This is a genomic window from Stenotrophomonas sp. STEN225 (assembly GCF_056756445.1).
In genome coordinates this window covers 14359-32279 of sequence record NZ_JBRRBV010000024.1, presented here as the reverse complement: position 1 = coordinate 32279, position 17921 = coordinate 14359, and the positions used below count along the sequence as shown (strand labels likewise).

General features: G+C 65.0%; 21 protein-coding genes. 15 read left to right on the top strand and 6 right to left on the bottom strand.

The features are described from left to right. Positions 1 to 41: 41 nt before the first annotated feature. A complete protein-coding gene (locus ACVOJ1_RS17910; RefSeq protein WP_053516662.1) occupies positions 42 to 473 on the bottom strand; it encodes an OsmC family protein in 432 nt (143 codons plus the stop codon). A 371-nt stretch (positions 474 to 844) separates the two neighbouring features. On the opposite strand from ACVOJ1_RS17910, the gene ACVOJ1_RS17905 reads away from it, so the two are divergent. The 4 genes from ACVOJ1_RS17905 to ACVOJ1_RS17890 all read left to right on the top strand — a co-directional run bounded on the left by ACVOJ1_RS17905 (position 845) and on the right by ACVOJ1_RS17890 (position 3120). Next, positions 845 to 1243: an HU family DNA-binding protein gene (locus ACVOJ1_RS17905; RefSeq protein ID WP_053516661.1), complete on the top strand. Its 399-nt coding sequence runs from the start codon at positions 845 to 847 to the stop codon at positions 1241 to 1243. Positions 1244 to 1542: 299 nt separating this feature from the next. Further along, positions 1543 to 1851, top strand: coding sequence for a DUF3861 family protein (locus ACVOJ1_RS17900; RefSeq protein ID WP_053516660.1), 309 nt, complete (start codon positions 1543 to 1545; stop codon positions 1849 to 1851). A gap of 55 nt (positions 1852 to 1906) precedes the next feature. Continuing rightward, positions 1907 to 2446 (top strand): hypothetical protein, encoded by a 540-nt coding sequence (locus ACVOJ1_RS17895; protein ID WP_346480724.1) that lies wholly within the window; start codon positions 1907 to 1909, stop codon positions 2444 to 2446. A 77-nt stretch (positions 2447 to 2523) separates the two neighbouring features. Beyond that, the gene (locus ACVOJ1_RS17890) at positions 2524 to 3120 is read left to right on the top strand and encodes a YceB family lipoprotein (RefSeq protein WP_065174554.1); all 597 of its coding nucleotides are present in this window, start codon (positions 2524 to 2526) and stop codon (positions 3118 to 3120) included. Between the two features lie 65 nt (positions 3121 to 3185). Here ACVOJ1_RS17890 and ACVOJ1_RS17885 read toward each other — a convergent pair whose 3' ends face one another. Further along, positions 3186 to 3728 carry a type 1 glutamine amidotransferase domain-containing protein gene (locus ACVOJ1_RS17885; RefSeq protein ID WP_111186009.1) on the bottom strand — a complete coding sequence of 181 codons (543 nt, stop codon included), beginning with the start codon at positions 3726 to 3728 and terminating at the stop codon, positions 3186 to 3188. A 132-nt stretch (positions 3729 to 3860) separates the two neighbouring features. After that, on the bottom strand, positions 3861 to 4328 hold the full coding sequence (locus tag ACVOJ1_RS17880) for an SET domain-containing protein (protein WP_053516698.1): 468 nt from the start codon (positions 4326 to 4328) through the stop codon (positions 3861 to 3863). Between the two features lie 214 nt (positions 4329 to 4542). Here ACVOJ1_RS17880 and ACVOJ1_RS17875 point away from each other — a divergent pair, with 214 nt between their 5' ends. The 5 genes from ACVOJ1_RS17875 (at position 4543) to ACVOJ1_RS17855 (ending at position 9836) form a co-directional block, all read left to right on the top strand. Beyond that, positions 4543 to 4998: an SUF system Fe-S cluster assembly regulator gene (locus ACVOJ1_RS17875; RefSeq protein ID WP_053516656.1), complete on the top strand. Its 456-nt coding sequence runs from the start codon at positions 4543 to 4545 to the stop codon at positions 4996 to 4998. A 17-nt stretch (positions 4999 to 5015) separates the two neighbouring features. After that, positions 5016 to 6491, top strand: a complete 1476-nt coding sequence (sufB, locus tag ACVOJ1_RS17870; protein WP_065182413.1) for a Fe-S cluster assembly protein SufB — start codon at positions 5016 to 5018, stop codon at positions 6489 to 6491. 65 nt (positions 6492 to 6556) lie between these two features. Next, positions 6557 to 7321, top strand: coding sequence for a Fe-S cluster assembly ATPase SufC (gene sufC, locus ACVOJ1_RS17865; protein ID WP_053516654.1), 765 nt, complete (start codon positions 6557 to 6559; stop codon positions 7319 to 7321). Next, complete coding sequence (gene sufD, locus ACVOJ1_RS17860) at positions 7321 to 8583, top strand: Fe-S cluster assembly protein SufD (protein ID WP_346480723.1); 1263 nt, start codon at positions 7321 to 7323, stop codon at positions 8581 to 8583. The genes sufC and sufD overlap by 1 nt, the downstream gene beginning before the upstream one ends. Beyond that, complete coding sequence (locus ACVOJ1_RS17855) at positions 8580 to 9836, top strand: cysteine desulfurase (protein ID WP_263177764.1); 1257 nt, start codon at positions 8580 to 8582, stop codon at positions 9834 to 9836. Before sufD ends, ACVOJ1_RS17855 begins: the two co-directional genes overlap by 4 nt. 177 nt (positions 9837 to 10013) lie before the next feature. Here ACVOJ1_RS17855 and ACVOJ1_RS17850 read toward each other — a convergent pair whose 3' ends face one another. From ACVOJ1_RS17850 to ACVOJ1_RS17840, 3 genes are all read right to left on the bottom strand, one after another. Continuing rightward, positions 10014 to 10232 (bottom strand): hypothetical protein, encoded by a 219-nt coding sequence (locus tag ACVOJ1_RS17850; RefSeq protein ID WP_231108656.1) that lies wholly within the window; start codon positions 10230 to 10232, stop codon positions 10014 to 10016. 142 nt (positions 10233 to 10374) lie between these two features. Next, positions 10375 to 10617, bottom strand: coding sequence for a hypothetical protein (locus ACVOJ1_RS17845; RefSeq protein WP_263177763.1), 243 nt, complete (start codon positions 10615 to 10617; stop codon positions 10375 to 10377). A 347-nt stretch (positions 10618 to 10964) separates the two neighbouring features. Next, positions 10965 to 11300, bottom strand: a complete 336-nt coding sequence (locus tag ACVOJ1_RS17840) for an energy transducer TonB family protein (RefSeq protein WP_430542980.1) — start codon at positions 11298 to 11300, stop codon at positions 10965 to 10967. 1321 nt (positions 11301 to 12621) lie between these two features. Here ACVOJ1_RS17840 and ACVOJ1_RS17835 point away from each other — a divergent pair. The 6 genes from ACVOJ1_RS17835 to ACVOJ1_RS17810 all read left to right on the top strand — a co-directional run bounded on the left by ACVOJ1_RS17835 (position 12622) and on the right by ACVOJ1_RS17810 (position 17791). Continuing rightward, positions 12622 to 13161: a GNAT family N-acetyltransferase gene (locus ACVOJ1_RS17835; protein WP_263177762.1), complete on the top strand. Its 540-nt coding sequence runs from the start codon at positions 12622 to 12624 to the stop codon at positions 13159 to 13161. Continuing rightward, entirely contained in the window at positions 13158 to 13490 is a 333-nt protein-coding gene (locus ACVOJ1_RS17830; RefSeq protein ID WP_053516647.1) for a non-heme iron oxygenase ferredoxin subunit, read from the top strand. Before ACVOJ1_RS17835 ends, ACVOJ1_RS17830 begins: the two co-directional genes overlap by 4 nt. Before the next feature lie 149 nt (positions 13491 to 13639). Next, positions 13640 to 14032 carry a hypothetical protein gene (locus ACVOJ1_RS17825; protein ID WP_263177761.1) on the top strand — a complete coding sequence of 131 codons (393 nt, stop codon included), beginning with the start codon at positions 13640 to 13642 and terminating at the stop codon, positions 14030 to 14032. A 142-nt stretch (positions 14033 to 14174) separates the two neighbouring features. Beyond that, complete coding sequence (locus tag ACVOJ1_RS17820) at positions 14175 to 16499, top strand: catecholate siderophore receptor Fiu (protein WP_346480722.1); 2325 nt, start codon at positions 14175 to 14177, stop codon at positions 16497 to 16499. A gap of 51 nt (positions 16500 to 16550) precedes the next feature. Then, a complete protein-coding gene (locus ACVOJ1_RS17815; RefSeq protein ID WP_197572164.1) occupies positions 16551 to 17228 on the top strand; it encodes a Fe2+-dependent dioxygenase in 678 nt (225 codons plus the stop codon). A gap of 164 nt (positions 17229 to 17392) precedes the next feature. Beyond that, positions 17393 to 17791 carry a hypothetical protein gene (locus ACVOJ1_RS17810; RefSeq protein ID WP_346480721.1) on the top strand — a complete coding sequence of 133 codons (399 nt, stop codon included), beginning with the start codon at positions 17393 to 17395 and terminating at the stop codon, positions 17789 to 17791. Positions 17792 to 17921: the final 130 nt, after the last annotated feature.

The following is a 17921-nucleotide window of genomic DNA, read 5'->3' as shown; positions in this document are numbered from 1 at the left end:
GATTGGTGTGGGACGCCGGGCATGGCCCGGCGCTACCGACCTCAGCCCAGCTCGGCCTCCAGGCTGATGGGCACCGCGCTCAGTGCCTTGGACACCGGGCAGTTCTGCTTGGCATCGTCGGCGATGGCACGGAACTGCGTCGCATCGATCCCAGGCACCACGGCCTTCACTTTCAGCCGGATCTGCGAAAGCTGTGGGCCACCTTCCATCGACAGATCCACCTTCGCCTCGGTATCCAGCGACGTCGGAGTGAAACCGGCCTCGCCGAGCTTGGCCGACAGCGCCATGGTGAAACAGCCGGCATGCGCGGCGGCGATCAGCTCTTCCGGGTTGGTGCCCTTCTCCTCGCCGAAACGGCTGTTGAACCCATAGCGGGTCTTGTCCAGCAGGCCACTCTGCGGCGTGCTCAACTGGCCCTTGCCGGACTTCAGATCGCCTTCCCAGTGCGCGGTGGCGTGTCGCGAGATTCCCATTTGCTGCTCCTGTGTGGCGGTGATGAACGGTCACCCTCGCATGGCGCACGTTATGCCTGCGTCGCTCTGCCGCATTGCAGCGCGACCGGCACGCGTGCTCCGGTTGCTTCGCGCCAGCTCCGCGCCATGCCGTTTTTCCCTTGTTTTCAGCGGTTTCGCACTTCCACCCGGCGAAAGGGCCGGCGCTTTCCTGCCCCTCCGGGTGCCCCTGCCCCCTACCGCCGGCCATGTACTGAATCGGCCTGGATATGAAAAAACATGCACTTTCCGCGCTCCGGGCTATTGGCGGCGCCCGAGAGTTGCCCTACATTGCGCTTGCCGACGGGGTTCGGCGCCGACCAAACAACCAACCGTTCACGGAACAGGAAACCATGGCAAAGACCGCTAAGAAGGCTGCCCCGAAGAAGGCAGTGAAGAAAGTCGCGACGAAGGCTGCCGCCAAGCCGGCCGCTCCGAAGCCGATCAAGGAAGTGCTGACCAAGTCCGGCCTGGTTGCACACATCGCTGAAGCCTCCGGCGTTGTCGCCAAGGACGTGCGCGCTGTGCTGGCCTCGCTGGAAGGCGCTGTCGCCTCTTCGGTGCACAAGAAGGGCGCTGGCTCCTTCACCCTGCCGGGCCTGCTGAAGATCACCACCGTCAATGTGCCGGCCAAGCCGAAGCGCAAGGGCATCAACCCGTTCACCAAGGAAGAGCAGTGGTTCGCCGCCAAGCCGGCCACCACCAAGCTGAAGGTTCGTCCGCTCAAGAAGCTGAAGGACGCCGCGCTGTAAGCGCGCGCCATTCGGCGGATGCATGACGGGACGGCCCAGGCCGTCCCGTTTTTTTTGGCGCCCTCGGCGGTTCCGCGCAGGCAGCGACCATCTTCCGGGCACGGCGCCGGGCATCGCAACACAGCGTTGCCCCAGCAGCGCAATCGGCCTCCCAGGCCCGCCACCAAAGGCTGCGGCCACGCTTCCCCCGCACTTCGTCCAACCGGGTGGAACACTGCGTGCAGCGCCGGCCGTCGCCGCCGGCGGCGGCCTTGCCTATGGTGGGCACATTCCCCCCACAGCAACGGCGAGCACCTCTCATGGCCAGCCCCTCCACCCGCTACCGGATCTCGGTGACTCCGATCGAAAAGGACGGGTTGCAGTGCACCGGGCGCTGCACCATCGAACTGGAACATCGCGCCAGTCGCGACCTGATGCGACTGCTCGAAGCGGCACCGCGCACCGCAGGACTCAGTGGCGACGAGCGCGCCACGCTGGTGGTCGCCACCCAGTTGCTGCGCGACATCGTGCAGCGTCATGCCGACACCGACGGTCATGCACTGGCCGCACTCGCCGCCCAGGTCCTGCCGGCGCTGGATGCGCTGGATCAGCTGCCATCTTCCCGCTGAAGGCCCCGTAGTCGATACACTGCCGTCCTCCAGGTCGCCTCGGGGAGGAGGCACCATGCGCAGGACCCTGCTGTTGCTGATGCCACTGGTGGCGCTGGGCTGTTCCCGGCCGCCCCCCGCAGTGGATATCACCGCCCCGGTCGCCACCAGACCGGATGATGCACGCCGGCAGCCGACGGCCGTGGGCGATGAGGCTGCATCGCTGCGGCCACCCACCGTCCTCCCGTTGCTGGCCGCAGTGGCCGACGACGCTGAGCCGCCCGGGGACATGCTCAGCCGGTACATGACCGACCTGCTCAATCGCGACCACGCCGCGAGCGACGCTGCCTGGACCTTCCCACCCGCCGACCCGCGGCGGGCGGATGACGCCGCGCTGCGCCAGCTGGACAACGTGCGCGCCCTGCGCCTGCGCAGCCAGACGCCGGTCGCCGTCGACGGCAAGCTTCCGCCGCAGCTGCTGGAAGTTCCGGTGCAGGTCCGCGCGGTGACCGCCGACGGCACCTTCCGCTTTGGTGGCTGGTATCGCGTGCAGCCCAACGCCGACGGCAGTGCCTGGCAGATCCAGTCGGCGCAGCTGCGGCCCTCTTTGGACTGAACCGCTGCAACGGCATGCACGCTCGATTCAGCCTGCAAAGCTACTCTGTAGCCACCCCGCCCTTTCCGGTCACCGCCATGCGCCTGCGTCCCCTGATGACCCGCCTCGCCGCCGCCACCGTCCTGATCGCCGCTGCGATCGGCGCGCAGGCCGCACCTTCGATTTCCGGCCGCGAACTCTCGGTTGGCGCCAGCGACGTGCAGCAGTACCTGGACGGCAGTTTCCCGCGTACCCAGGATGCACTTGGCGGCCTGATCGCGCTGACGATGAGCCATCCGCAACTGAGCCTTCCCGCAGGCGAACGCCTGAACCTGGGCATGGACGTGGCGCTTGCGACCGCCGGCGGCAGTCCGGCCAAGCTCGGTACGGTCAAGCTCAGCAGCGGCCTGCGTTATGACGCCCAGACCCAGGGCTTCCACCTGCAGCAGCCGAGCGTGGACGATTTCACCCCGGCCAATCAGGGCGGCCGCCTCGATTCACGTACCCGTGGGCTGCTCAATGCCTGGCTGAGCGACTATGCGCAGCGTGAACCGATCTACAAGCTTGATCCGGCCGTGGCCGGCATGCTCGGTGCGCTGCAGGTGCAATCGGCACAGGTGAAGAACGGCAAGCTGGTCGTCACCTTCAACCAGAACCTCGGCAACCTGGTACCTGCGGGCCTGCTCGGCAACTGAGCCGAGCTGCAGCACCATGCCCGGCCTCCAGCGGCCGGGCACGGGTGTGACACAGCGGCAGATCGTCAGGCAGCCAGCGCGCGGACGACGGCCTCGCTGAAAGCGGGAATGTCGTCGGGCTTGCGGCTGGTGATCAGATTGCCGTCCACCACCACTTCGGCATCCTGCCAGCGCGCACCGGCGTTGAGCAGATCCTGCTGCAGTGACGGCCACGAGGTGACCTCGCGGCCGTTGGCCAGATCACTGTTGATCAACAGCCAGGGGCCGTGGCAGATCGCCGCGACCGGCTTGCCGGCCGCCGCCACGTCGCGGATGAAGTCCACGGCGGCCTGATCCGTGCGAAGCGTGTCCGGATTGATCACGCCACCGGGCAATACCAGCGCGTCGAACCCTGCCGCGTCGGCTTCGCTCAGGGGGATGTCCACCGCCACCGCCTCGCCCCAGTCCTTCTCTTTCCAGCCTTTGATGGTGGCTTCCTTCGCCGGCGATATCACGCTGACCCGGGCGCCTTCCGCTTCGAGCAGGCGCTTGGGTTCAATCAGTTCGGACTGCTCGAAGCCGTGGGTGGCCAGGATGGCGATCTGTCTGCCTTTGAGGCGCTGGGCCATGGGTGCACTCCCGTTGGTGAGGATGAGTACCCAGCGTGCGGCAACGTACATTGAAGCGGAGTGACCCGCGTGTCGATGGCAGGTGCATGTCCGCGATGCGGCCGGCGATCGGCCGGCCGTACCCGGTGCCGGTCAGCGCTTGGGCTGCAGCATGGTGCCGGTGCACTTGGGGGAACCGCAGCGGCACTCCCAGATCTTCTTCAGCTTGGCCGTATGGCGCTCGGCCAGGACGATGCCGTAGTTGTAGGTCAGCTCCTCACCGGCGGCGATATCGCGCAGCGCTTCGATGAACACCTTGTCACCACGGCTGTCGCCGTCCGCATCTTCCTCGATCACCGCCTCGCAGTTGGGGTCGCAGCTGTGGTTGATCCAGCGCGCATCGTTGCCTTTGTAATTGGCATCGATCACCCAGTCGTCGTTGAGGGTGAACAGGAAGGTGTGGCCGCTTTCGACGTCACCGCTGTCATCGGCATCGACGTCGCCATGGCTGCGCAGCAGGCCCTTGTACTGGATCACGCGCTCGCCCTGCTTGATCGGGGCCACGGCGAACACACCGTTGCCATGGATGGCGGACTTGCGGGCTTGGATCTTCTTCGGCATCGGCACGGGCTGTTTGCAGCGAAAGGAACCCGGATTCTCGCCCATTCCGGGCAATTGCGAAAATCGTCCCGATGCTCCAGCATGTCGCCCCGATCGTGACCGCGGGTGAACGGCCCCGGCCAGGGTCTCCCAGCGCCGGCTGAATGCCCGGGTTGGATGCCGGCGAAGAAAAGCGTACAATTTCAGTCCGCTTTAAGAACCGCTCGCATCCCCCATGTTGCGCGTCACCAAACTCACCGATTACGCCACCGTCGTGCTGACCGTGCTCGCCGCCCGTCCGGGCGAAGTGCTCAGCGCCACCGAGCTGGCCGAATTCACCGGCCTGGAGCCGCCCACCGTCAGCAAGGTCCTCAAGCCGCTGGCACAGGCCGGCCTGGTCGAGGGCCTGCGCGGCGTCCGCGGCGGCTATCGGCTGACCCGGCCCGCCGTGGAGGTCTCGCTGTTCGAAGTGGTGGAAGCAATGGAAGGGCCGCTGGCCCTGACCGAGTGCAGCCACGACCACCACCAGTGCGGCATGGCGCCCAAGTGCGGCGCGCGCAGCAGCTGGCGGCTGATCAACGACGTGGTCTCCGAGGCCCTGCGCGATGTCAGCCTGGCGCAGATCCTGCCCCCTCTTCCCCTTGTCGATGACGAACAGCGCCGCACCATCGCTGTCGACGTCGTCTCCTGATCCGTAGGCAGCCCCCCATGGCCACCGAAACCATCGAAACCGTCGCCCACGACGACACCCCCAACCGCGAGATCCATGAGCAGCTCGGCCGCAAGTACTCGGCCGGCTTCGTCACGGACATCGAATCGGACTCGCTGCCCCCGGGCCTGGACGAGGACACCATCCGTGCGCTGTCCGCCAAGAAGGACGAGCCGGAATGGATGACGCAGTGGCGCCTGGACGCCTACCGCCACTTCCTGACGATGCCGATGCCGAACTGGGCCAAGCTGCAGATCGCCCCGATCGACCTGCAGGCGCTCAGCTATTACTCGGCACCGAAGGGCCCGAAGTACGCCTCGCTGGATGACGTGCCCAAGGAACTGCTCGATACCTACGACAAGCTGGGCGTGCCGCTGCACGAGCGCGCCAAGCTGGCCGGCGTGGCGGTGGACGCGGTGTTCGACTCGGTCTCGGTCGGCACCACGTTCCGCAAGGAGCTGGCCGAGAAGGGCATCATCTTCTGTTCGATGTCCGAAGCCATCAAGGAACATCCGGAACTGGTGCGCCAGTACCTGGGCACCGTGGTGCCGGTCGGTGACAACTACTTCGCCGCGCTCAACTCGGCGGTGTTCTCCGATGGCAGCTTCGTGTTCATTCCCAGGGGCGTGCGCTGCCCGATGGAGCTGAGCACCTACTTCCGCATCAACGCCGGCCACACCGGCCAGTTCGAGCGCACCCTGATCGTGTGCGAGGACAAGGCCTACGTGTCCTACCTGGAAGGCTGCACCGCGCCGATGCGCGACGAGAACCAGCTGCACGCCGCGGTGGTCGAGCTGGTGGCGCTGGAAGATGCGGAGATCAAGTACTCCACGGTGCAGAACTGGTATCCGGGCGACGAGAACGGCGTCGGTGGCATCTACAACTTCGTCACCAAGCGCGCCGAGTGCCGCGGTGCACGCAGCAAGGTCACCTGGACCCAGGTCGAGACCGGCTCGGCAATCACCTGGAAGTATCCCTCCTGCGTGCTGCTGGGCGATGACTCGGTCGGCGAATTCCACTCCGTCGCGCTGACCCACCATCGCCAGCAGGCCGACACCGGCACCAAGATGATCCACGTCGGCAAGCGCACCAAGAGCAAGATCGTCAGCAAGGGCATCAGCGCCGGCCGCGGCCAGAACACCTACCGCGGGCTGGTCAAGGTCGACCGCAATGCCGAGGGCGCACGCAACTACACCCAGTGCGATTCGCTGCTGATCGGCAAGCAGTGCGGCGCCCACACCTTCCCCTACATCGAGGTGAAGAACCCGGGCGCCACCGTCGAGCACGAGGCCACCACCTCCAAGATTTCCGATGACCAGCTGTTCTACTGCCGCGCCCGTGGCATCAGCCAGGAAGACGCGGTGTCGATGATCGTCGACGGCTTCTGCAAGCAGGTGTTCCGCGAACTGCCGATGGAATTCGCAGTGGAGGCCAAGAAGCTGCTGGAAGTCTCGCTGGAAGGTTCGGTGGGCTGAGCCCTGCCCTCGCAACGCATTCTTTTTATCGGCGGGCTGCGGCCCGCCTCACGGAAATTCCCACCATGCTGAAGATCGAAAACCTCCACGCCCGCATCGGCGACAAGGAAATCCTCAAGGGCCTTTCGCTGGACGTCCAGCCCGGCCAGGTGCACGCCATCATGGGCCCGAACGGCGCCGGCAAGTCCACCCTGGGCAACGTCCTGGCGGGCCGCGACGGCTATGAAGTGACCGAGGGCAGCGTCCGGTTCGACGGGGTCGATCTGCTCGACCAGGACCCGGAAGCGCGCGCCGCTGCCGGCCTGTTCCTGGCGTTCCAGTATCCGGTGGAAATCCCGGGCGTGAACAACACCTACTTCCTGCGCGCGGCACTGAACGCACAGCGCAAGGCACGCGGCGAGGACGAACTCGATTCCATGCAGTTCCTCAAGCTGGTACGGCAGAAGCTGGCCGTGCTGCACCTGAAGGACGAACTGCTGCACCGTGGCGTCAACGAAGGCTTCTCCGGTGGCGAGAAGAAGCGCAACGAGATCTTCCAGCTGGCCGTGCTGGAACCGAAGCTGGCGATCCTCGACGAAACCGATTCGGGCCTGGACATCGATGCGCTGAAGAGCGTGGCCGACGGCGTCAATGCGCTGCGCGCCGCCGACCGTTCGTTCCTGGTCATCACCCACTACCAGCGCCTGCTGGACTACATCAAGCCGGACGTGGTGCACGTGCTGGCCGACGGCCGCATCGTCAAGAGCGGTGGCCCGGAACTGGCGCTGGAACTGGAAGCGCACGGCTATGACTTCCTGAAGGACCGGGTCGTGCCCGAGGCGGCGGTCTGATGAGCGCCCTGCTTGATTCCATGGCCCAGGCCTTCTGCGGCAGCGATGCGCGCCGCGAAGTGCTGGATGCGGCCCTGCGTGATGGCCTGCCGGCCGCCCGCAACGAAGCCTGGAAGTACACCTCGCTGCGCCAGCTGGAGCGCCGTGCCTTCGCCGCCGCGCCGCTGTCGCCGCCGGTGCTGGATGTGGCCGTGCTGGAAGACATCCCCGCGCCGCGCCTGGTGTTCGTCAACGGCCGCCTCAGCGACGCACTGAGCGACACCCACGGCCTGCCGGCCGGCGTGCAGCTGGAACCGCTGTCCTCGGCGCTGGCCGCCGGTGAGGATGCCGCGCGTTTCCTCGGCCGCCGCTACGAGCGCAGCGACGAAGTGTTCGCCCGCCTGAATGCCGCCCTGGCCGATGAAGGCGCGGTGCTGCGCGTGGACGACGGCGTGCAGGTCGAGGCACCGCTGCAGCTGGTGTTCGCCAGCGTCGCCGGTGACACCGATCTGGCCTGGCACCACCGCCACCTGATCGAACTGCGTGCCGGCGCCAGCCTGGGCGTGGTCGAACACCGCTTCAGCGTCGGTGACTCCGCCCACCTGGACAACACCGTGCTGCACGTCCACGTTGCGCGCGATGCCGTGCTCAAGCATGCGCGCGTACAGGCCGGCAGTGCACGCCAGACCAGCATCCTGCGCACCGACGCGGTGCTGGCCCGTGACGCGCAGTATCACCGCGTGGACCTGGAACTGGGCGCCGCGCTCAGCCGCCACGAACTGAACGTACGGCTGGAGGGCGACAACGCGCAGCTGACCGCCAATGGGGTGCTGCTCGGCAATGGCCGCCGCCACGTCGATGCCCGCCTGGGCATCGACCACATCGCCCGCGATACCCGTAGCGAGCTGCTGTGGCGCGGCGTGGCCGCCAACCGCAGCCGCGTGGTGTTCCATGGTGGCATCCAGATCCGCGAAGGCGCCGACGGCACCGACGCGAACCTGTCCAACAAGAACCTGCTGCTGTCGGCCGACGCCGAGATCGACACCCAGCCGGTGCTGGTGATCGATGCCGACGAAGTGAAAGCCGCACACGGTGCGACCGTCGGCCAGCTCGACGCGAACGCGCTGTTCTACCTGCGCTCGCGTGGCCTGCCGCAGGCACAGGCGCAGGCACTGCTGAGTGCCGCGTTCTGCCATGAGCCGCTGAAGGTACTGCCGGACGCGCTGCGCGAGCAGCTGGCACGCCGCCTGGACAAGGCCCTGGCCGAGGCGGGTGTGGCATGAATCTCTCCACCCCGCGCCCGATCGAAGAACGCGCCAGCGCCCCTGACTGGGATCGCGTGCGTCTCGACTTCCCGCTGCTGATGCGTGAAGTGCATGGCAAGCCGCTGGTCTATTTCGACAACGCCAACACCGGCCAGAAACCGGTGCAGGTGATCGGCGCGGTGGATGAGTTCTATCGCCGCTACAACGCCAACGTCAGCCGCGCGGTGCATGCCCTGGGCAGTGAAGCCACCGATGCCTACGAAGGTGCGCGCAACAAACTGGCGCGCTTCCTCAACGTGCGCCCCAGCGATCTGGTGCTGTGCAGCGGCACCACCTTCGCCATCAACCTGGTGGCATACTCGTGGGCGCTGCCGCGATTGAAGTCCGGTGATGTAATCCTGGTCTCGCGCATGGAGCACCACGCCAACATCGTGCCGTGGCAGCTGGTCGCGCAGCGTACCGGCGCCACCATCCGCGTGGCCGAGATCACCCCGGATGGCGCGCTCGACCTTGATGCGCTGCGTGCGGCCATGACCCCCGAGGTCAAGCTGCTGGCGGTCACCCACGTGTCCAATGTGCTCGGCACGGTCAACCCGGTGCGCGAGATCTGCCGTGAGGCGCGCAAGCGCGGCATCATCACCGTGGTGGACGGTTCGCAGGCCGCGCCACACCGCAAGGTCGACGTCGCCGCGATCGGCTGCGACTTCTATGCCATCACCGGCCACAAGATGTGCGGACCGACCGGCACCGGCGCCCTGTGGGCACGCCGCGAGCATCTGGACGCGATGCCGCCGTTCCTCGGCGGTGGCGAGATGATCAAGGAAGTCAGCTTTGACGGCACCGTGTTCAACGATGCCCCGCACAAGTTCGAGGCCGGCACCCCGAACATCGCCGGCTTCATCGGGCTGGGCGTGGCCGCCGACTACCTGCAGGACATCGGCCAGGAGCACGTGGAGGCGCGGGAAGCCGAGCTGCTCGCCCACTTCACCGAAGAGCTGCGCCGCGTCGAGGGCCTGCGCATCATCGGTGAAGCGCCGGAGAAGGCGGCCGTGGTCTCGTTCCTGATCGACGGCGCGCATGCACACGACCTGGCCACCCTGCTCGACCTGGAAGGCGTGGCCGTGCGTTCCGGCCAGCACTGCGCACATCCGTTGCTGCAATACTTCGGCGTCGCGGCCACCTGCCGTGCCTCGCTGGCGTTCTACAACACGCACGAAGAGATCGAGCGGTTCATGACCGCGCTGACCAAGGTACGTAAGTTGCTCGGCTGAGGATTCGCCAGAGCCAGGGAAATACGGGAACGCCGCAGGGGACTGCGGCGTTTTTTATTGCTCGTGGGAAGCAAGCCAGTAGAGGTGAAACTGGGAAATGCCGAGTGATGCCAGGAACGGGCAATCTCATCGTAATGCCGAACCATTCCACCATCAGCGGCCTTGAGACCTCGCCTTTCACATGCCAACGAGCATGGATACCCCGGAAGCAATCAAGAAGACGTACGTCATCACGACGCCCCTCAACACCCACCGTTCACCGTGATGGAGCGCCTTCCCTTTGGAAGTGAGGGCAAGCACTGCGATACCACGCAAGCACCCAAGCCACCAATCAACCTTGATGATTCCGGCTGCAGCAAGTACTTCTGGTCGTTCGCGCTCGATTTTCAGCAACATCCTGTGAGCCGCAAATGCGTTTATCCACATGGCACCTAGAATGATGGAAGCCCAAACGGGGTAACTCTCAACAAGGCTTTTCATCGCCCCTCACGTTGACACTGCACTATAAAAATTCTCCAGACACACTCCACCGCTCACATCAATCCGCAACTTCCGCTATACGGCAAACCCCTCCACCCCCATCCGCCTCAACCTTGACATAGAGATTGTTCGTAAAATACACATCTCCATAGCAAGCCACACGGGCATTATTCTCGTAGTACGTTACAACAAGCGAGGAATCAGCAGCGATCTCCGGTTTTGCAGCCCTGCTTTCACTGGCAGGAATTGTTCCGAGATCAATCGCACCACCGCCGACCTCCAAGCTGATGTCGTGGATCACGTCCCTTCCAACATTCTTTACAACGATCACAGGATCCGACAACCAATCACAACCTTGCAGCCCCAGTGAAATGACCACAGCTGCCAGGCATGAGCGGATTCGACGCACAGTGATGTACAGCCGTCGGTAGCAACATGACCCCAACCGTGCTGCAGCAGCAGTTGGAGTGAATCAGCGAGCTGCCGAAGGCCAAGCAGAAGATGGTGAGCGAGGTTCCGGACTCGCTGTCGGCGCATGCTGGGCGATAATCCACCCGATCTCCGCAATGAGGACAAGGCCCGCAATGTGTGGCCTGGTATTCCATAGGCTGTCAAGGGCCAATCTTGGATCACTTTCCGACTTTCGATTTATGGAGCATCTCTCGACGGATAGTCAAACACCAATGCAAATTCTCCCTCAGAATCGCTTTGAGGCAACTCAAACCTGAACTTCTTCAATGTTTCTCTAGCAGCAACATCGATCGCCCTATTTCTAGAGCTCTTGTCAATGCTGACATTGATCGGCTCCCCACGCTTATCAATCTGGAATCGAATTCTGACACAGGCGGCTTCGTATTCAGACCCCACTGGATCTCTCGACACCCTAAATGACTCCCTGTGCAAAACGAGCGCTTCAGTCTTCTGAACCACTTGTGCCCAGCCACCGGATCTGCAATCGCATCCCACGCCAGTCGCAACAAGCATTAGGAAAGCCGTGGTAATAGGAAACATCTTACTGCCCTCCAAGCAATGGCTCTGGCACGGAAATTCCAGAGTAATGCGTTCTTAGCGGCAATCCCAAATGCCGCTCGCATGGGTTCTCTAAAAATCGTATCGCCCTGTTATCGCGGGAGGGTCATTATCACCTTCGGGCTCAGTCTATCGCCCAACGATCAGGCAATCGGCATTCCTCCCTTGACCTCCGGGAGATCAGAGCCACACACTCGTCGACTGGAAGTCCACAGGTGTCCGCTGACATGACGACACCTTGATGGTTGGTCAAGACGAAATAGATCCTCAGCTTCTCGTTCCCCGCCTGATCAAATGATGGCCTAGCGTCGATCAAATGCACCCTACAGAGTTGAGTTTCCGGCACACTTTCGGAAGCCTCGAAATCGGACTCAAGCAACGCCGCATATCGATTTATCCTCACATTTCCCGGGTCGTTATTTATGACCCTACTCCCCTCCCCCTCCCTTCCATCGCAGGCTGCGAGTCCTGACAGGCAAAGCACGGCCACAAGAATACCGACCAGTCTTCCAAAGCCACCAAGCACAGGGGAATTTCTCACTGGAATCGCTCCCGAGACTTCGCACACCACATTTATGTTCTTTCACAGAATCCGATCATTCTCTCCACAATGCCCGAAGCACACTGACCTTCGTCAGCATCACACGTCGAAGCAGCCAAGAAACTTCCGCCACCACCCGTTAGTACGTAGAAAATCCTTCTATCCCTTCGACCGTCCCGGGAGAGCTCGAGCTGCGACACCACCAATTCCGCGTTGACCTCACCCTTTCCAGCGACAGGGCGGGACCGAATGATTTTATCCATCTCAGCATGTATTTTCTGAGATGCAGAACTATCGTGATCCTGATTGGCAACCTTGAGCACACAATCCTGATCCTGCACGCAAGAGGCCAGAAGCGGTAGCGACACTACAGCAGACAGAAAAAATCCAGTATTCATCGAAATCCCTGCTTCAGTCACTTTCCCGGAAGTTGTTCATCAACACGCCTCGCATCAGGTTGTCCTTCAACCCGTCAGAACCCATTGTCGATTCCGAGGCGTCGTATCGTTACCTGGTACCGCATCCTCATCCCTTATAGTGATTCGCGCTCCATTTTGATTCTCCATAATATGATTGGTCGGCACGAGGACAATTGGCGCAATCCGGGCCGCACTGAATCGAAAGGCGTCAAGGCTCCGTTCACGACAGTGCTTCCATCGGCGGTCGAATCCCCGGCTCGCATCGCCAGTGCAGAAGGGCGTGCGGCCTGGCCCACGCCCCACCTAGAATGGCGCCATGAGCACCCTGACCTTCCGCGCCGCTACGTCGGCCGATATCCCCGCCCTCATCTCGCTGGTGACCTCCGCCTACCGGGGTGACGCCAGCCGGGCCGGCTGGACCACCGAAGCCGACCTGCTGGACGGCGCCCGCATCGATGCCGAAGGCATCCAGACCGACCTCGACCGGCCCCGCTCGACCATCCTGCTGGCGGAGCGCGAGGACCGCCTCGTGGCCTGCGCCCACGTCGCCGATGTCGACGGCAAGGGCTACTTCGGCATGTTCTCGGTCGATCCGGCCCAGCAGGGTGGCGGCGTCGGCAAGCAGCTGATGGATGCGGCCGAAGCCCACGCCGCGCGCGAATGGGGCGTGCCGGTGATGCAGATGACCGTGATCGACGTGCGCGACGAACTGATCGCCTTCTATGAGCGCCGTGGCTACCGCCGCACCGGCATCAAGAAGCCGTTCCCCTACGGCGACGAGCGCTTCGGCATTCCCAAGCGCGACGATCTGCGCTTCGAGATCCTGGAAAAGCCGCTGGTGGGAGCCCCCGCATGAGCGACGCGTGGACCTTCGTCTGCGCCGGCAGCGACCTGCTGCCGGGTGAAATGAAGAGCGTGTTCGACGAGGTTACCGGTACGCCGATCGTGGTGTTCAACCTCGACGGCGAGCTGTATGCCCTGGAAGACCAGTGCACGCACGAGGAATTCGAGTTGTCCTCCGGCGAGTTCAACACCACCGAAGGCAGCGTCGAGTGCGTGCTGCACGGTGCCCGCTTCGACGTGCGTGATGGCCGTGCCCTGTGTGCCCCCGCGTACAGCCCGGTCCCCAAGTTCCCGGTCAAGCGCGAGCACGACGCCATCTGGACCCGCGACGACCGAGACTGACCGGGACGACACCCGCCCCCGGGAAGGCCCCTGCAGGCGCGCACAGGGCCGCGAGGAGCCAGACACGGGCCTCCCGCAACACCGAAGATGCGAATCATTATCGTTGCTGTTACTCTACGTAACATCTTCGTAATGCCCACCGCCGCGCCATGGCCTCGCCCGCGCCCATCGCTACGCTCTGCCAGCTTGCCCGCAAGGGCGGGCCGCTGTTGGCTGCGCTGCTGCTGGCACTGCTGCTGGGATGGTCGGCGCTGCATGAAGGGTCGCGCAACTCGCTGGTCACCACGCCGGCGCTGCAGGCGCAGGACAGCCTGCCCGCAGCGCCTTTTGGCACGCCTTCCCGCGAGCAGGCCATGCCGCGGGTGGAAGCCGAGCCCGATGACAGTCGGAGCATCAAGTCCCCGCTGCTGCGGCGGTTGTGTGGCCCGCTTCCGGTGCCGCCACCGGTGCCGGCAACCGCGCCGTCACCCTACCCGGCCCCTGCGCTCCCGTCGCGCTACCACTACCCCCCCGGCCAGGCGCCTCCGTCCCTGCTGAGCTGACGCTCTCCCCGGCCGCGCCCGGGCGTCCGGCGCTTGCCGGACCTCCACCTCCGATCCCGCTTCGAGTCCGCTTCCGATCCTGCCTGCCGCGCCGTCATCCGGCACCGGCGGATCGTTCCTGTCCCGCTACCCACCCAGACCCATGAACCCGATCAAGAGCCGCAAGCACGCCTCCCCACTCCGCAACCTGCCGTTGGCGACCGCCAGCCTGGCCGCCGGCCTCGGCCTGGCCACGCTGCCCGCGCTGGCCCACGCCGAAGCGACCGACAATGCCCGCACGCTGGACAAGATCGACGTGCACGCCACACATGGCTACAAGGCCGACAAGGTCGCCTCGCCGAAGTTCACCCAGCGGCTGCAGGACACCCCGCAGACCATCCAGGTCATCACCAGCGACCTGTTCAACCAGCAGGGCGCCACCACCCTGACCGAAGCGCTGCGCAACAGCCCGGGCGTGGGCACCTTCTATGCCGGCGAGAACGGCAACACCACCACCGGCGATGCGCTGTTCATGCGCGGCTTCGACACCTCCAACAGCCTGTTCGTCGATGGCGTGCGCGACCTCGGCTCGATCTCGCGCGACGTGTTCAACATCGAACAGGTGGAAGTGACCAAGGGGCCGGCAGGGACCGACAATGGTCGCTCGGCGCCGACCGGTGCCATCAACCTGGTGAGCAAGCAGGCGACCCTGCAGGACGCCACGTCGGCCAGCGTTTCGCTGGGCAGTGACCACCAACGCCGGACGACCGGTGACTGGAACCAGTCGCTGGGTGCGACCAGTGCGCTGCGCGTCAACGCGATGTGGCAGGACAGCGACCAGCCCGGACGCGATCACGTGCAGAACAAGCGCTGGGGCCTGGCCCCGTCGCTGGCGTTCGGCCTGGGCACGGCCACCCGCTACTACCTCAACCTGCTGTACGTGAAGCAGGACAACGTCCCCGACGGCGGCGTGCCGACCCTGGGGCTGCCGGGCTGGACGCCGCAGCCGACGCTCGAAGCGCTGGCCGGGCATCCGGTGGATCCGGAGAACTTCTACGGCACCCGTGCCGACCACGACGACGTGACCGCGAAGATGGCCACGTTCCGCTTCGAACATGATTTCAACGACAGCGTGCGCCTGACCAACACCGCGCGTTGGGGCCGCACCGAGCAGGACTACCTGCTCACCGCCTTCATGGGTACCGGCGCGCTCGGCGCCAATGGTCGTCCGACCGGCAACATCGGCTACACCAACTCCGCCGATCGTTCGACCTACACGATCGCGCGCAGCCTGCCGACCTTCAAGGACCAGCGCAACACCATTCTGACCGACCAGTTGAACCTGCGGGCCGACTTCAGCACCGGCGCCATCGGCCATGCCCTGAGCGCAGGCCTGGAGTTCACCCGCGAAGAACTGGACAGCTACGGCCAGGCGGCCACCGGCGGCACCAGCTGGCCTGCCGCGAACCTCTACGACCCGGACTGGAACGTGACCGGGCTGACCTGGGCACATAACGGCGCCGATGCCCACGGCAAGACCACCACCTCCTCGGCATATCTGTTCGACACGCTGGCATTCGGCGACAGCTTCCTGCTGACTGCCGGCGTGCGTGCCGACCACTACAAGACCGAGTACGCCAGCGCCTCGGTCTGCGGCGGCCGGAGTGGTCCCGCCTGCGGCAGCAATCCGGCCGGCACCGTGCTGCGCAACCCCACGCTGGAGGCCTCCGACACTCTGTTGAACTGGAAGCTGGGCGCGCTGTACAAGGTGGGCGACACGGTCAGCGTGTATGCCAACTACGCGATCTCGCAGCAGCCCCCGGGCGGTGCCAACTTCCAGCTGAGCAGCTCGGCCAGCAGCGCCGACAACCCCAAGCTGGACCCGCAGAAGGCCAAGACCTTCGAGGTCGGCAGCAAGTGGGCATTCCTGGAGGATGCACTGGCCGTCAACCTGGCGTTGTTCCAGACCGACGTCGACAACGAGATCAATACCACCGTGCTCGACGAGGCCGGCAACCCGACCCAGACCGGCAGCAAGCGCGTGAAGGGCGTGGAGCTGTCCGCCGTGGGCCGCCTGACCGACAACTGGTCGGTGTCGGCCGGCTTCAGCCACCTCGACACCGAAGTGAAGGAAGGCGCCAAGGTCGCTGCCGACGGCACCACCAACCTGACGTACACGCCGGACGATACGTTCACCGGCTGGACCAGCTACACGCTGGCCCACGGCATCACCGTCGGGGGTGGCGTGCGCTACGCCGCCGGCATGCATCGTGGCACCGACGGTGCTGTCGGCACGCCGTCATTCACCAAGTCCTATGTGGTGTACGACGCCGTGGTGTCGTGGGCGGTCAACGAGAACATCTCGCTGCGCTTGAACGGCTACAACCTGTTCGACAAGGCCTACGTGGCCAGCATCAACAAGAGCGGCTACCGTTACACCCCGGGTGCCCCGCGCACCTTCCTGCTCAGCGCGGACATCCGCTTCTGATGTCCTGGCGCGGGGGAGCCCGGCTCCCCCGCGCAACGACGAGGCAACACCATGCTGCTGCACATTCCCAACGTGCTCACCGCTGATGAAGTGGCACAGGTCCGCCAGCAACTGGACACCGCCGACTGGACCGATGGCCGCGAGACCGTGGGTGCCCAGGGTGCGCAGGTGAAGCACAACGAACAGCTGCCGGACGCGTCACCAGTGAAAGCCGAGCTGGGTGCCGGCGTGCTCGCCGCACTGCGGCGCAGCCCGCTGTTCTTCGCTGCGGCACTGCCGTTGAAGATCCTCCCCCCACGCTTCAACCGCTACCGCGGCGGCGGCACCTACGGCTTCCACGTCGATGGCGCAGTGATGAACCTGGGCAACGGCGAGCAGCTGCGCTCGGACATCTCCTGCACCCTGTTCCTGTCGGCGCCGGACGAGTACGACGGCGGCGAGCTGATCATCAGCGACACCTACGGCGAGCATGAGGTGAAGCTGCCGGCCGGCGACCTGATCGTCTATCCCTCCAGCAGTCTGCACCAGGTCAATCCTGTTACCCGGGGCGCGCGCGTGGCGTCGTTCTTCTGGGTGCAGAGCATGGTCCGCGACGATGTGCAGCGTCGCCTGCTGTGGGAAATGGACACGTCCATCGAGCGCCTGCGGCAGACCGGAGGCGACGCTGACGCGGTGCTGCAGCTGACCGGCGTGTATCACAACCTGCTGCGACGTTGGAGCGAGGTCTGAGCCACTCCAAGCCACCCGCCTGCATTTTAGCAATCATTCTCATTTGCATCCGCTAACAGCTCTCATTACAATCACGCCCCGTTGATGCCGGCCTCTGCCGACAAACCATCTGGGGACCCCGCTTGCTGCGCCCGCTCCGCCCTCGCCCACTCATCCATCGCAAGATGGGCACCGCCATGCGCGGCCAGCGTCCCGCGCTGGCCAGCCTGCTGGCATGGGTGGCGATGCTGGCGTTGCTGCTGGGCACCCTGCCGCTGCTGCCGCACCCGGCCACAGCGATGACCTTCCAGATGCCGCTGGAAGAACGTGGCGGCGAAGGCCCGTTGCAGGAAGAAGCCCCGGCCAAGCTGCGCCGCTGTGCCTCCGCCCCGGTAAAAGCGGCCGAGAAGGCGCCGCCGCTGCTGCTGGCCAGCCAGTGGCTGCGTACCGAACTTGAACTCGTACCCGTCACGCCGGCCATGTCCGGTGTGCGCCCGGACTGGCCACTGGCCGCTCCGGACACGCCTTGGGCCGACGCGCCCGGGCGTCGCCAGCAACGCGGTCAGGCGCCGCCGCTCGCCTGATCCACGGCCCGACGTGACCGCCTGCGCGGTCGCGTCCACACGCCGCTGACTGCTTCTTCCCTGCCGCCCCTGACCGGGCTTTCCCTGCCTGCCGTGCGCGCTCCGCACCCGGCATCGCGCTGCCTTACAT